General features: G+C 70.0%; 12 protein-coding genes and 1 pseudogene. 4 read left to right on the forward strand and 9 right to left on the reverse strand.

Annotated elements, in window-relative coordinates; all coding sequences use genetic code 11:
* Position 1: 1 nt before the first annotated feature.
* Complete coding sequence (locus ACFY5B_RS31565) at positions 2-451, reverse strand: hypothetical protein (protein WP_389976020.1); 450 nt, start codon at positions 449-451, stop codon at positions 2-4.
* A 116-nt stretch (positions 452-567) separates the two neighbouring features.
* Between ACFY5B_RS31565 and ACFY5B_RS31570 the strand changes: the two genes are divergently transcribed.
* The gene (locus ACFY5B_RS31570) at positions 568-1,536 is read left to right on the forward strand and encodes a diacylglycerol/lipid kinase family protein (protein WP_389976023.1); all 969 of its coding nucleotides are present in this window, start codon (positions 568-570) and stop codon (positions 1,534-1,536) included.
* 321 nt (positions 1,537-1,857) lie between these two features.
* Positions 1,858-2,115, forward strand: a complete 258-nt coding sequence (locus ACFY5B_RS31575; protein WP_016639615.1) for a WhiB family transcriptional regulator — start codon at positions 1,858-1,860, stop codon at positions 2,113-2,115.
* 190 nt (positions 2,116-2,305) lie between these two features.
* Here the strand turns inward: ACFY5B_RS31575 and ACFY5B_RS31580 are convergent, their stop codons facing one another.
* A complete protein-coding gene (locus ACFY5B_RS31580) occupies positions 2,306-3,772 on the reverse strand; it encodes a PAS domain-containing sensor histidine kinase (RefSeq protein WP_361869244.1) in 1,467 nt (488 codons plus the stop codon).
* Between the two features lie 351 nt (positions 3,773-4,123).
* Positions 4,124-4,813: a TetR/AcrR family transcriptional regulator gene (locus ACFY5B_RS31585; protein ID WP_389976025.1), complete on the reverse strand. Its 690-nt coding sequence runs from the start codon at positions 4,811-4,813 to the stop codon at positions 4,124-4,126.
* 97 nt (positions 4,814-4,910) lie between these two features.
* Between ACFY5B_RS31585 and ACFY5B_RS31590 the strand changes: the two genes are divergently transcribed.
* Positions 4,911-5,663 carry an SDR family oxidoreductase gene (locus ACFY5B_RS31590; protein ID WP_389976028.1) on the forward strand — a complete coding sequence of 251 codons (753 nt, stop codon included), beginning with the start codon at positions 4,911-4,913 and terminating at the stop codon, positions 5,661-5,663.
* A gap of 45 nt (positions 5,664-5,708) precedes the next feature.
* Here the strand turns inward: ACFY5B_RS31590 and ACFY5B_RS31595 are convergent, their stop codons facing one another.
* Complete coding sequence (locus ACFY5B_RS31595; RefSeq protein WP_389976031.1) at positions 5,709-6,782, reverse strand: SIS domain-containing protein; 1,074 nt, start codon at positions 6,780-6,782, stop codon at positions 5,709-5,711.
* 289 nt (positions 6,783-7,071) lie between these two features.
* On the opposite strand from ACFY5B_RS31595, the gene nagB reads away from it, so the two are divergent.
* Positions 7,072-7,857 (forward strand): glucosamine-6-phosphate deaminase, encoded by a 786-nt coding sequence (gene nagB / locus ACFY5B_RS31600; RefSeq protein ID WP_389976034.1) that lies wholly within the window; start codon positions 7,072-7,074, stop codon positions 7,855-7,857.
* Positions 7,858-7,893: 36 nt separating this feature from the next.
* Here the strand turns inward: nagB and ACFY5B_RS31605 are convergent.
* From ACFY5B_RS31605 to ACFY5B_RS31625, 5 genes and pseudogenes are all read right to left on the reverse strand, one after another.
* Positions 7,894-8,248, reverse strand: a pseudogene (locus ACFY5B_RS31605) (DUF899 family protein); the annotation flags it as partial.
* Between the two features lie 129 nt (positions 8,249-8,377).
* Positions 8,378-9,916 (reverse strand): glycoside hydrolase family 3 protein, encoded by a 1,539-nt coding sequence (locus ACFY5B_RS31610; protein WP_389976037.1) that lies wholly within the window; start codon positions 9,914-9,916, stop codon positions 8,378-8,380.
* Between the two features lie 9 nt (positions 9,917-9,925).
* The gene (locus ACFY5B_RS31615; RefSeq protein ID WP_389976040.1) at positions 9,926-10,768 is read right to left on the reverse strand and encodes a carbohydrate ABC transporter permease; all 843 of its coding nucleotides are present in this window, start codon (positions 10,766-10,768) and stop codon (positions 9,926-9,928) included.
* Complete coding sequence (locus tag ACFY5B_RS31620) at positions 10,765-11,754, reverse strand: carbohydrate ABC transporter permease (protein WP_389976043.1); 990 nt, start codon at positions 11,752-11,754, stop codon at positions 10,765-10,767. The genes ACFY5B_RS31615 and ACFY5B_RS31620 overlap by 4 nt, the downstream gene beginning before the upstream one ends.
* Positions 11,755-11,827: 73 nt before the next feature.
* The gene (locus ACFY5B_RS31625) at positions 11,828-13,108 is read right to left on the reverse strand and encodes an extracellular solute-binding protein (protein ID WP_389976046.1); all 1,281 of its coding nucleotides are present in this window, start codon (positions 13,106-13,108) and stop codon (positions 11,828-11,830) included.
* Positions 13,109-13,188 lie beyond the last annotated feature (80 nt).

Raw genomic sequence — 13,188 nt, forward strand, 5'->3', positions numbered from 1 at the left:
ACTACTTCTCCAGGTTGCCGGAGTTGCCGGGCCCGCGGATCCCGAGGGCCCGGGTCGTCTCGGGGTTCACCAGCAGCACCAGCGACGCGACGGCCACGACCGCGAGGGCGATCCCGCCCGGGATGGCCATGCTGTCGGCCTGCAGCAGGTTGTAGGCCACCGGCAGCGCCATGAGCTGCGTGATGACGGCCGGGCCGCGGCTCCAGCTGCGCAGGGCGAGCAGTCCCCGGGCTGCGAACAGCGGCAGCAGTGCGAGCACGACCAGCGTGATACCGCCGGTCACGGCCTGCTGCCGGTCGTCGGGATGCCCCGTGAGGCCGAGGACGAGGATCCAGACGCCGCCGACGACCAGCGCGAGGCCTTCCAGCGCCGCCAGCAGCGCGGCGTACGTCAGACGCCGGGGCCGGGCGCCGGTGGTTTCCTCGATGGTGGGGGTCTGCTCACTGCTCACCCCTGAAGAGTAGCCCTCGTCGTGCGCGCCCCTCGTGGGGAGGTTCACCCCCGCCCTCTTACCGGATCCCTACCTCGGTATGGGCCCGGTACCCCCCAGTAGGTACGCTGCCAGTCATGCGTGCACTCCTCGTGGTCAATCCGGCGGCAACCACCACAAGTGCGCGCACACGCGACGTACTGATCCATGCGCTCGCCAGCGAGATGAAGCTGGAGGCGGTCACCACGGAGTACCGGGGTCACGCGCGGGACCTCGGCCGGCACGCGGCGGACAGCGACGACATCGACCTGGTGGTGGCCCTGGGCGGCGACGGCACGGTCAACGAAGTGGTCAACGGCCTCCTGCACGCCGGCCCCGCGCCGGGCCATCTGCCCGGCCTCGCCGTGGTCCCCGGCGGTTCCACCAATGTCTTCGCCCGCGCCCTGGGCCTGCCCAACGACGCCGTGGAGGCCACCGGCGCCCTGCTGGACGCCCTGCGCGACGGCAGCGAGCGAACCGTCGGCCTGGGCCTGACCTCGGGCACGCCGGGCACGGAGGACGAGTCGGTGCCGGCCCGCTGGTTCACGTTCAACGCGGGGCTCGGCTTCGACGCCGGTGTGGTGGGTCGTGTGGAGCAGCATCGCGAGCGCGGCCGGAAATCCACACACGCTCTCTACGTGCGCCAGGTGATGCGTCAGCTCCTGGGCGAGCCGAACCGCCGCAACGGGACAATCACGCTGGAACGGGCCGGCCAGGACCCGATCACCGATCTGGTGCTGTCCATAGTCTCGAACACCTCGCCCTGGACGTTTCTGGGGAATCGCCCGATCTACGCGGCACCTAAAGCCTCGTTCGATACCGGGCTCGATCTCTTCGGTCTCAGCCGCCTGTCGACCGCGGCGGTTGCCCGGTATGGCACCCAGTTGCTCACTTCGTCCCCCGAGCGCGGACCCCATGGCAAGCACGCCACCTCTCTGCACGACTTGACAGAGTTCACCTTGCATTCGAAGGTCCCGCTCCCCCTCCAGATGGACGGTGACCACCTGGGGCTGCGGACCAGCGTGACGTTCACAGGCGTACGCCGTGCACTGCGTGTGATTGTGTGAGCAGAACTGGCTAAAGTCCTTTCACTCGAACGTTTAGGCCAGGATCCACCCCATGGAAGTACGGCTGTGACCTAGTCGACACCGAAGAATCAAAAAAAACTTTCCAGAAGGGGTTGTATCCGCCGCTGAGGTTTGCGAGTCTCTACGTGGCGATCGAGACGGCCCGCAACACCGGCCTCCACTGATCACCAGAACCCCTCTTCAACTCACAGGACCTTCGCCGGGGAACCTGGCAGTCGGCCCTTCACTTGTTGAGGGATTCGTGAAAGCGTTCACATTCACAAGCAACCCTGCACGTAATACCAAGGAGAGGTAGCAGCCATGGACTGGCGTCACAACGCCGTTTGCCGCGAGGAAGACCCCGAGCTCTTCTTCCCCATCGGCAACACCGGTCCTGCGCTGCTGCAGATCGAGGAAGCCAAGGCCGTCTGCCGTCGCTGCCCGGTTATGGAGCAGTGCCTGCAGTGGGCGCTCGAGTCCGGTCAGGACTCCGGCGTCTGGGGTGGTCTCAGCGAGGACGAGCGTCGCGCCATGAAGCGCCGCGCCGCCCGCAACCGGGCCCGTCAGGCCTCCGCCTGACAACCCACCCCTGCTGACAGCCTGAGCTTGGCGGCGCGTACAGCGCGTACGCATCTCCCGCCCCCGAGCCGCAGCGCGCAGTTCCCCCGATGCGCTTAGTTAAGCAGCAACGAGCTTTAGCCCCGGGCCACTTGGTGGCCCGGGGCTCATTGCTTTTATCGGGTCCCCTTTGCAAGAACTCCGGATTCCGTTACTTCTGCGATCGCACCGGGATGTCAAGGATCACGCGGGTGCCGCGCTCCGGGGCCGGGACCATGTCGAAGGTGCCGCCCAACTCTCCCTCCACCAGGGTCCGCACGATCTGCAGGCCGAGATTGCCGGCGGTGTGCGGATCGAACCCTTCGGGCAGACCGACCCCGTCGTCCTGGACCGTGACCAGCAGTCGGGCCTCCTTGGCCGTGCCGCCGCGGACCGCCGACACCTCGACCGTGCCGGTGTCGCCCTCGCGGAACCCGTGCTCCAGCGCGTTCTGCAACACCTCGGTCAGCACCATCGACAGCGGCGTGGCGACCTCGGCGTCGAGAATGCCGAAGCGGCCGGTGCGCCGGCCCGCGACCTTGCCCGGGGAGATCTCCGCGACCATGGCCAGCACGCGGTCGGCGATGTCGTCGAACTCCACGCGCTCGTCCAGGTTCTGGGAGAGCGTCTCGTGCACGATCGCAATCGATCCGACGCGCCGCACCGCCTCTTCGAGGGCCTCGCGCCCGCGGTCGGACTCGATGCGCCGGGCCTGGAGGCGCAGCAGAGCCGCCACCGTCTGGAGGTTGTTCTTGACGCGGTGGTGGATCTCGCGGATCGTCGCGTCCTTGGTGATCAACTCGCGCTCGCGCCGACGCAGCTCGGTGACGTCCCGGAGCAGGACGAGGGAACCGATGCGGGTGCCCTTCGGCTTCAGCGGGATCGCGCGGAACTGAATGACCCCGTCGCTTGCCTCGATCTCGAACTCGCGCGGCGCCCAGCCGCTGGCGACCTTGGCGAGTGCCTCGTCCACCGGACCCCGGGTCGGGGCGAGTTCGGCGGTGGTCCTGCCCAGGTGCTGGCCGACGAGGTCGGAGGCGAGGCCGAGCCGGTGGTAGGCGGACAGGGCGTTCGGGGAGGCGTACTGGACGATGGCGTCGGCGTCGAGCCGGATCAGGCCGTCGCCCACGCGGGGCGAGGCATCCATGTCGAGTTGCTGGTTGGCGAACGGGAAGGACCCGGCCGCGATCATCTGCGCCAGGTCGGAGGCGCTCTGCAGGTAGGTGAGTTCCAGGCGGCTCGGGGTGCGCACGGTGAGGAGGTTGGTGTTGCGCGCGATGACTCCGAGGACGCGCCCCTCCCGCCGTACGGGGATCGACTCGACCCGGACGGGCACCTCCTCGCGCCACTCGGGGTCACCCTCGCGCACGATGCGGCCCTCGTCGAGGGCGGCGTCCAGCATCGGGCGGCGGCCGCGCGGGACGAGGTGGCCCACCATGTCGTCCTGGTACGAGGTCGGGCCGGTGTTGGGTCGCATCTGGGCGACCGAGACGTACCGGGTGCCGTCGCTGGTGGGGACCCACAGCACCAGGTCGGCGAAGGAGAGGTCGGAGAGCAGCTGCCACTCCGAGACCAGCAGGTGCAGCCACTCGAGATCGGTGTCGTCGAGGGCGGTGTGCTGGCGTACGAGTTCGTTCATGGAGGGCACGTGGCGAGCGTACCCGGGGGTTCGTACGGCCCTGAAACACCCGCGGGCCGCGGCGCCTGAGAGGGACCCTCAACCCTCCCGGCACCGCAGCCCGGAGCAGCATCGGCCGTGGGGTGTGCGGTCCCGGTCGGCCGAGGATTGAGGAGCCGGGGCAGTCAGGGCAGAGAGCCTCGGTTCCTCGGTCCGCCTTCCTGTGCGGGGAAGACGGAGGCTGGTGCGCGTTGCACACGCGCTCTCGTCACGCATTGTGGACTAGACCACTTATGGGTGTCCATGCGTTGGAGGCTGTTCGTTGTTGTCATTTCCGCGACGCGTCGGACGCAGCGGCGCCCAGCAGGCAGCCTAACCCGTGTGGGTTCCTGTGCGGGGCCAGATGGACAGGGCAATTTCCGCGACCGCCTCCAGTTCCTCCCTGCTCGCCCCGTCACGTGCCTGTTGTGACATGCCCTGGATCATCGCTCCGGTGTGGCGGGCCAGGGCGGCGGCGTCCGTGGCGGGCGGCAGCACGCCGGCGGCGACATCGGCCCTTATCCGACTCTCGAACGCGGCGATGTTGGCGTTGCGGCGGTCCCGCAGCGACTGCTCCACCTCCGGGTTCGAACAGTTCGCGGCGGCGTGGACGACGAGGCAGCCGTGCGGGTGGCCGGGTTCGGTGTACGCGGTGGCGGCTTCACGCAGGGCGCGCTCCACGGCGGCCCGTGCGGTGGGCTCCTCGGCGAGGGCGCGCTCGGTGAAGGATCCGTATCGCGTGCCGTACACGCGGACGACCTCTTCGAAGAGGGACCGCTTGTCACCGAAGGCGGAGTAGAGGCTGGGGGCTCCGATGTCCATGACGCGGGTGAGGTCGGAGACGGAGGTGGCTTCGTAGCCGTGCTCCCAGAACGCCAGGAGGGCCTTTTCCAATGCGGTTTCGCGATCGAAGGAGCGGGGCCGACCGCGGGGCCGGGTCCTGGCCTTGCCCGCCCCGGCGGCCGTCGCACTCGTGGCGTCAGGCCCCTTCGGAGCCTTCGCGGTTCCGTCCTCGTTCACCATGGGATGCATTTTATAGCGGGCACTAGAGAAATGGAGGCCTGCTGCTGTACGGTCATTTCTGTAGCGACCGCTAGAAAAATGAGAAGGGGGCGCCGTCATGGGCGTGCTCACCGGCAGGACGGCACTCGTCACGGGGGCGAGCAGGGGCATCGGGCGAGGCATCGCCGAGCGGCTGGGGCGCGACGGCGCTCGCGTCGCGGTGCACTACGGCAGGAACGAGACGGCGGCGAAGGAAACGGTCGCGGCGATCGAAAGGGCCGGCGGCTCGGCCTTCGCGGTGGGCGTGGAACTGGGCACGCCCGGGGACGCCGAGGCACTGTGGGAGGAGTTCGACCGGCACGCGGACGGGCTGGACATCCTGGTGAACAACGCGGCGATCGGCAACACGCGGCCGATCGGGCAGCTGGAGGAGCGGGAGTTCGACGAGGTCTTCGCGGTGAACGTGAAGGCACCGTTCTTCATCCTCAAGCACGGCATGGCGCGCCTGCGGGACGGCGGCCGGGTCGTCAACATCTCGTCGGGGCTGGCCCGGACGGCGGCCATACCGGACAACATGGCGTACGCGATGACGAAGGGCGCGCTGGACGTCCTCTCACGGGACCTGTCCAAGGTTCTGGGGCATCGGGGCATCACGGTGAACTCGGTGGCCCCGGGGATCATAGACACGGACAACACGGCGGCACTGCTGTACGGCAGTACCGACGGCTGGGCGAAGGCCGCGGCGTTCTCGGCGCTGGGCGGGGTGGGCCGGCCCGCCGAGGTCGCCGACGTGGTGGCGTTCCTGGTGTCGGACGGCGGGCGTTGGGTGACGGGCAGTTGGGTGGACGTGACGGGGGGTTCGCTCACCTAGCCGCGAGAGAGCGGGGCGCGAGCCCCCGGCCCTCCCTCCCCGGCCTCAGCGGGTCTCCGTCACCTTCGCCAGTGCCCGGGGTGCGTCCGGGTCCTGGCCCCGGGCGATGGTGACCTCGTAGGCCAGGAGCTGGAGGGGGATGATCTCCAGCACGGGCTGGACCTCCTCCGCCACGTCGTCCGTGGGCAGCACGAAGCCGGCCGAAGCCTGTTCCACCTGGTGCCCCGGTCCGATGACGACGAGGTCGGCGCCGCGGCCGCGCAGCCGGTCCAGGACCGGCTGGAGGGCTGCGCCGCCCTTGCCGTCGGTCACCACGGCGATGACCGGGGAGACGTTGTCGACCATGGCGAGGGGTCCGTGCAGCAGGTCCGCGCCGGAATAGGAGAGGGCTGGGATGTAGCTGGTCTCCATCAGCTTGAGGGCGGCTTCCTTGGCCGTGGGGTAGCCGTAACCGCGGGAGGTGATCACCATGCGCTCGGCGAAGCGGTAGCGGGCGGCGAGCGTGCGTACCTCCCCTTGGCGGGCCAGCAGTTGCTCGGCGAGGTCCGGCAGCACCCGCGCAGGCGCGCCGTCGCCGCCCCGCAGGCCTTCGACGAAGAGGTAGAGCGCGAGGAGGGAGGCCGTGTACGTCTTGGTCGCGGGGAGGGCTTTCTCGGGCCCGGCCATGATGTCGATGTGGTACTCGGAGACACCGGCGAGCGGTGAGTCCGGGTTGTTGGTGACGGCCAGCGTGATGGCGCCTGCCGCACGGGCGGCCCGGGTCGAGGCGACCAGGTCGGGGGAGCCGCCGGACTGGCTGACGGTGACGACCAGGACGTCGGTGAGGTCGGGCCGGGCGCCGTAGGCCGTGGTGGTGGACATCGAGGTGAGTCCGCAGGGCAGGCCGAGCCGGATCTCCAGGAGGTACTTGGCGTACAGGGCGGCGTTGTCGGAGGTGCCGCGGGCGGTCAGCAGGACGAAGCGGGGCGTGCGGGCGGCGATCCGCCGGGCCACGTCCTGGATGGCGGGGGCGCCCTGGGACAGGATCCGGCGCAGGACGGCGGGCTGCTCCGCCATCTCGCGGGCCATGGTCCGGCCCGGGAGTTCGCTGAGGGGGTCCGGTGTGGCTGCGGCGGTCATGGCGGGTTCCTTCCGGGGCGGGGCGGGTGCAGACCCCATTCCACTCCCCCGGGCCGGACACCGCCCGCCCGGGAGGTCTTGAACGCACTTCCACACCTCCTGGGAGCCCCACTGTTCATGCCCTGCTGACCTGTTCGGCACAGCAGCGCCACCCGCGCGGGAGCGTCGGTACGCACCCTGGGAGCGGCAGGACCGCTCTGTTAGATTGGTCAATAGATTGGTCTAAACCACACGACCCCTCCCGGGTCGGATCCCAGTTGAGCAGTCCTCTCAGATCGGCAGGCCCAGCGTGGAAGTTGTCATCGTTCCGGACGCCGAGGCGGGCGGCGAGCTCATCGCCGAGGCCATGGCACAGCTGCTCCGGCGCAAGCCCGCCGCCCTGCTCGGCGTGGCCACGGGCTCGACGCCGCTGCCTGTGTACGAAGCGCTGGCGGCGAAGGTGCGCTCCGGCACGGTGGACGTCGGACGGGCGCGGATAGCACAGCTCGACGAGTACGTGGGGCTGCCCGCCGATCATCCGGAGTCGTACCGGTCGGTGCTGCGGCGTGAGGTGCTGGAGCCGCTGGGGATCGGGATGGACCAGTTCATGGGCCCGGACGGCACGGCGGCGGACGTGCAAGGTGCGTGCGAGGCCTACGACAAGGCGCTGTCGGACGCGGGGGGTGTGGACCTTCAGCTGCTCGGCATCGGGACCGACGGACACATAGGTTTCAATGAGCCGTGCTCGTCGCTGGCGTCGCGGACGCGGATCAAGACGCTGACCGAGCAGACCCGCATCGACAACGCACGCTTCTTCGACGGTGACATCGGCCAGGTGCCGCACCACGTGATCACGCAGGGCATCGGCACCATCCTGGAGGCCCGGCACCTGGTGCTGCTCGCCACCGGCGAGGGCAAGGCTGACGCGGTCGCGGCGACGGTGGAAGGGCCGATCGCCGCGGTGTGCCCCGCGTCCGCGCTCCAGCTCCACCCGCACGCGACCGTCGTCGTCGACGAGGCCGCCGCGTCGAAGCTGAAGCTGGCGGAGTACTTCCGCCACACCTATGCCAACAAGCCTGACTGGCAGGGGATCTAGGCCCATCGACCCGCGGGGTTGTTGACACGGGCTTCCTCAATGGTGATGGCCTGGCCTGCCCAAGGTCTCCACAGGGGTCGCACCGGGGCAGGTCCACTGCGATGCGGGGCGGCTGGTCGGGCCCCAGGTGGCGTTGCCCTTGGCGTCCGAGCGCCAGGACCAGCACGCGTCGCGGCCGTCGGGCCCACCCCTCGGGGTTGACCTCCCAGGCCTCGCCGCGGCCGTAGGGCGTCATGTCGAGCAGGCCGAGGGAGCCGTTGACCCGCTCGTTGCCGCGGCCCGTCGTGGAGTAGGTGAGGAAGGTGCGGTCGCCGTCGCGCAGAAAGGCGGTGAGATGGCCCATGCCGCCGCTGACGGGGGCGGGCACGTCCCGCACCGAGTACCAGGGCTCGTGGCCCGGCCGGAACTCATCGGTGTGGCGGGGTGCCCCCGGGTTGTGCTGACACGAATCGGGCCGGGCTGACACGAACCGGCCCGGGCCGGCGCGGATCGGCCGGGCCGACCGGTTCACTCCGCGTCCTCACAGCCCCGTGACCCCGGCGATCACTTCGGCCGCCGCCCGGCCGCAGACGCGGGCCGCGCCGTGGGTGGCGAGGTGCAGGGCGCCACGCGGGGCGGCCTGGGGGACGCCCATCTCCACGACGACGGTGTCGGGGCGGGCCGCCAGCAGGGTGTCGAGGGCCGAGGCCATCCAGGGGTGGCGGTGTTCGTCGCGCACGACCGCGACGATGCGACGGGGGCCGGCCGCCTCCAGCGCCGCCCGTCCGGCGCTCCCACCGGCCTCCGCCTCCGGGCCGTCCCCGGCGGAGAAGCTGCCGGTCACCGTGCCCGGCAGGAGGTGGACGAGTTCAGCGGCGACGCCCCACGGGGTCTCGTCGCCCACGGCGATGTTGGCGACGGGGGTGAGGGCGGCGACGTAGGGCGGTTCCGTGAGGGGCTTGAAGGTGTCGGGGCTGCCGAGGCCGGGCGCGGCGGTCACGGTGAGAGCGCGGCGGGCGGCGTGCAGGCCGATCTCGGTGCCGTGGGTGCTCTCTGCCGGGCGGTCCGCCGCGCCCGCCCAGCGGGCCAGTGCCCGTACCCGGTCGGCGGCCTCGGCGAGGCGTTCCTCCGGGAGTTCGCCCGCCCGCACGGCTCCGACCAGGGCGTCCCGCAGGCGCAGCACGGTCGCGTCGTCGGCGAGACCGCCGCCCACGCAGATCGCGTCGGCGCCCGCGGCGATGGCCAGGACGCTGCCGCGTTCGATGCCATAGGTACCGGCGATGGCGCGCATCTCCATGCCGTCGGTGACGATGAGGCCGTCGTAGCCGAGCTCGTCGCGCAGCAGGCCGGTGAGGATGCGGTGGGAGAGGGTGGCCGGGCGGTCGGGGTCCAGCGCGGGGACCAGGATGTGGGCGCTCATGACGGCCCGGGTGCCGGCGGCGATGGCGGCGCGGAACGGGGTCAGTTCGCGCTCGGCCAGCACCTCGGCGCGGACGTCGATGCGTGGCAGGGCGTGGTGGGAGTCGACGGCGGTGTCGCCGTGGCCCGGGAAGTGCTTGGTGCAGGCGGCGACCCCTGCGGACTGCAGCCCGGTGACGTAGGCGGCGGTGTGCCGGGCGGCCAGGCCGGTGTCGGCGCCGAAGGAACGGACGCCGATGACCGGGTTGCGCGGGTCGGAGTTCACGTCGGCGGACGGGGCCCAGTTGAGGTTGACGCCGCAGGCGGCGAGGCGGCAGCCCAGTTCGTGGGCGACCTGCTGGGTCAGCTCCACGTCGTCGACCGCGCCGAGGGCGTGGTTGCCCGGGAAGGAGGAGCCGCCCCGCACCTCCAGGCGGGTCACGTCGCCGCCCTCCTCGTCGATGGCGACGAGGACGTCGTCGCGCTCGGCCCGCAGCTGGGCGGTCAGGGCGGCCAGTTGGCCGGGGGAGGCGATGTTGCGGCCGAACAGTCCGACGGAGGCGAGGCCCTCACCGAGCCGCCGCAGCAGCCAGTCGGGGGCGGTGGTGCCGGTGAAGCCGGGCTGGAGGACGGTGAGGGCGTCGCGGGTGAGTGTGTCGGTGCCGCTGGCGAGTGTCGTCATCGGGTGAGGTCATCCCTTCACGGCGCCCGCGGTCAGGCCCGCGGCCATCTTGCGCTGGACGAGGAGGAAGAGGGCGACGATCGGCACGGCCATCATCGTGGCGCCGGCCATCATCGGGGCGTATTCGGTGCCGTGTTTGGTGGTGAAGTTGCCGAGCCAGACCGTCGCGGTCTGGTTCTTCTGGCTGAGGAGCATCAGGGCGTACAGGTACTCGTTCCAGGCCTGGATGAAACCGTAGACCGAGGTGGCGACCATGCCGGGGGCCAGGAGCGGGAAGACGACCCGGAGGAAGGCGCCGGTGCGCGAACAGCCGTCGACCATGGCCGCCTCCTCCAGTTCCCTCGGGATGTTGACGATGAAGCCCCGCAGCGTCCACACCGTGAACGGGAGGATGAAGGTCAGGTACGTGATGATGAGGCCGGTGAGCCGGTCGTACTGGCCCAGGTCGTTGAGCAGCAGGAACACCGGGATGATCATGGCGACCAGCGGGACCATCTGCACGGCCAGGATGCCCACGATCACGATCTTGCGGCCGCGGAAGGCGAACCGGGAGATGGCGAGCGCGGCCAGCAGTCCGACGACCATGCCGATGACCACCACGGCCAGCGACACCACCAGGCTGCGGCCCACCGGGCCCCAGAAGTCGGCGATGTCCAGCGCCCGGGTGAAGTTGTCGAGGGTGATGCCGGTCGGCAGCAGGCTCGGGTCCGCGTCGATGGCGTCCTTGGCGGGCTTGAACGCGGTGTTGAGCATCCAGTAGAGCGGGAAGCCGGCGGTGACGAAGACGAGGAGGCCGAGGAGGTTCCAGCCCAGCCGCGACTTCCGGCGGCCGGCTCCGGCGAGCGTGCTCATTCGACCTCTCCGATCTTCAGCATCTGCCGCATGTAGACGGCGACGACGCCGAGCAGCAGCAAGACGGTGATCAGCGCGATGGCCGAGCCCTGGGCGTAGTCGTTGACGACGAAGGCCCGGTCGTAGGAGTAGGTGTTGAGGACCTGGAACTCCGGCTCGGGGTGGCCGCCGCGCATGACGAACACCTGGGGGAAGACGCCCATGTCCCAGATGACCGACAGGGTCGTGAGCATCACGATGATCGGCTTGAGGACGGGCAGGGTGACATAGCGGAAGACGCCCAAGGAGCCTGCGCCGTCCAGGCGGGCGGCCTCCTCCAGCTCCTTGGGGACCTGGGTGAGACCGGCGCTGAGCGTGATGACCACGAACGGCACCGCTCCCCAGATCACCAGCAGCATGATCACGGCCAGACCCTCGGGGCCGCTGGCGAACCAGTTGTGGCCGACCATGTCGACGCCGGGCAGCTTGCTGAGCAGCGCGTTGAAGACGCCGTAGTCGGAGTCGAAGAGCCACTTGAAGACCGTGGTCGCCACGATCACCGGCATGCCCCAGCCGGCCACCAGCACGATGTTGATGAGTATCTTCAGCCAGCCGGAGACCCGCTGGAGCAGCAGGGCGAGCGCCATGCCGATCACCATGGTGAAGACGACGGCCCCGGCCGCGAAGACGATCGTGCGCACGACGACGGCCCAGAACTCGCCGTCGCCCAGCACCTTGGCGAAGTTGTCGAACCCGACCGACTCGGCCGGCTGGAAGCCCCACAGCTGGGACTGCCCGAACTTCTGGAAGGACAGGGTGACCAGGCGGGCCAGCGGATAGCCCATGACCAGGGCGAGGATCAGCAGGCAGGGCGCGAGCAGCAGCCAGGGGACGGAGGCGCCGCCCGACGTGCGCTGCCTGCGGGGCCGCCGCTTGTCGGGGGGTGGCGGGGGTGCCTGCCGCGGTGGCGGCACTTTGGCAGGGATGTGGGTGTCTGCGGCACTCATCGCGCGCTCCTCGGCGGTCCCTCAGGTCGTTCGGACGGCGGGGCTCCGCATGCCGGGGAGCCCCGCGCTCAGGTCACTTGGTGTTGATGACCTTGTCGATCGCGGCGTCCGCCTCCTTGGCGGCGGCCTCGACGGACTTCTTGCCGGTGCCGATGCTCTGCAGCATGGTCTGCAGGACCTGGGCCTTCTCGACCTGGCCCCAGCCGGGTGCCATCGGGACGAACCAGCTGGACTCGGCCGCGGTGGCGGGGACGGCCGTCTTCGGGTCGTTCTTGAGCGTCGCGAGGTCGGTCTTGTTGTTGGGCAGGTTGCCCTTGGCCATCAGGCCCTTCTGCCCGGAGGAACCGGTGAACGCGTTGATCCACTCGGCGGCCAGGGCCTGCGCGTCGGACTTCACCGGCACGGCGAGGTCGGAGCCGCCCAGGAAGACGGGCATGTTCTTGCCGGACGGGCCGGGCATCACGAAGTTCTCGAGGTTGCCCTTGAGCTTGCCGCTCTTGTCGTTCTTCGGGTCCTCGGCGGTGGCGCCCTCCCAGGCGGCCGCGAAGATCATGGCGGACTTGCCCTGGCCGTAGACGATGTAGCGGTCGGACTCGTCCTTGGTCTTGTCGCCGTGCATGTAGGAGTCGACGACGTTCTTGAACTCCTTCAGGCCCTTGAGGGACTCGGGCGAGGAGAGGGAGGCCTTCCACCGGCCGCCCGACTCGGTGGCGATGGCGCCGCCCGCGTCGTAGACGAAGGACATGGCCGCGTACCAGTCGCGGGTGGGCTGATACCAGGCGCTGAACTTGTCGCCCCGCTTCTTCTGGATCTTGTCCAGGGCGGCGGTGAGCTCCTGATAGGTCTTCGGCGTCGACTTCACCCCGACGGACGCCGCCACGTCCTTGCGCCAGTTGGCGACGCGGCCGCCGGCGTAGTACGGGACGCCGTAAATCTTGCCCTCGTAGGTGACCGAGGCCTTCAGGCCGTCCAGCCAGGCGTCGGAGTTGTCGAATTTCGCCTGGTCGAGGGGGGCGAAGGCGCCCTTGACCATGTAGCCGAGCATCTCGGTGTTGCCCATCTCGACCACGTCGGGCGCCTTGTCCGTGGCGAGGACGGCGTCGAGCTTGGCGTTCTTGTCGGGCCAGCCGTAGTACTCGTGGTTGATCTTGAGGCCGGGGTGCTTCTTCTGCACCGCGGCGTCGGCGGCCTTCACCAGTGCGGGCCAGTTGTTCTGGGCGTCGACGGTGAGCCAGACGGTCAGCTCCTTGGCGTCCGCGCCCTTGTCGGAGCCCCCGCCACCCTCGCCCCCGCATGCCGCGATGGAGACCATCATGCCCGCGATTCCGATCGCGGCTGTCAGCTTGCGCTTCACGCCACCCTCCTCAGGGATCCCACAACCCCCCTGGCTCCCCGCAGTGAACGTGGGGCCGGGCCTGGACCAATGGTGTAGAC

The sequence above is a fragment of the Streptomyces sp. NPDC013187 genome (assembly GCF_042899705.1).
GTDB classification, from domain to species: domain Bacteria; phylum Actinomycetota; class Actinomycetes; order Streptomycetales; family Streptomycetaceae; genus Streptomyces; species Streptomyces hawaiiensis_A.